Raw genomic sequence first — 318 nt, forward strand, 5'->3', positions numbered from 1 at the left:
CCCCTGATCACTGCCGTGGACCGATTCGCCGACCGTCTGCGGAGCACCCCGCAGAGCCGGCTGCAGCGCGGTGTCGCCGCCGAGGCGCTGCTGACGGCCAGAGAGCTGTCCGCCCGCGCCCAGCGTGCCGAAGCGCCGGACCGGGAGCCGAGGATCATGCCGGACGTCGGGATATTCGCCGTCGGTGACCAGCTCGCGGTCGCGGGCCGGGACCTGGCCGTGGCACTGGAAACGGCCTCGTCCCAGGAGCTGGACGAGGCCGTGCGTCGTGTCGAGGAGGCGGCGGGGCGGGCGTTCGCACCCGGGCCGCGCTAGAAC

At 74.2% G+C, this 318-nt stretch carries 1 protein-coding gene; it reads left to right on the top strand.

What is annotated here, in order from left to right:
* A partial coding sequence (locus IF43_RS0135805) for a hypothetical protein (RefSeq protein WP_234332659.1) occupies nucleotides 1–315 on the top strand: 315 nt, incomplete at its 5' end.
* Between the last annotated feature and the right edge of the window lie 3 nt (nucleotides 316–318).

Source organism: Streptomyces sp. NRRL S-87 (assembly GCF_000719335.1).
In the GTDB taxonomy this organism is placed as follows: Bacteria; Actinomycetota; Actinomycetes; order Streptomycetales; family Streptomycetaceae; genus Streptomyces.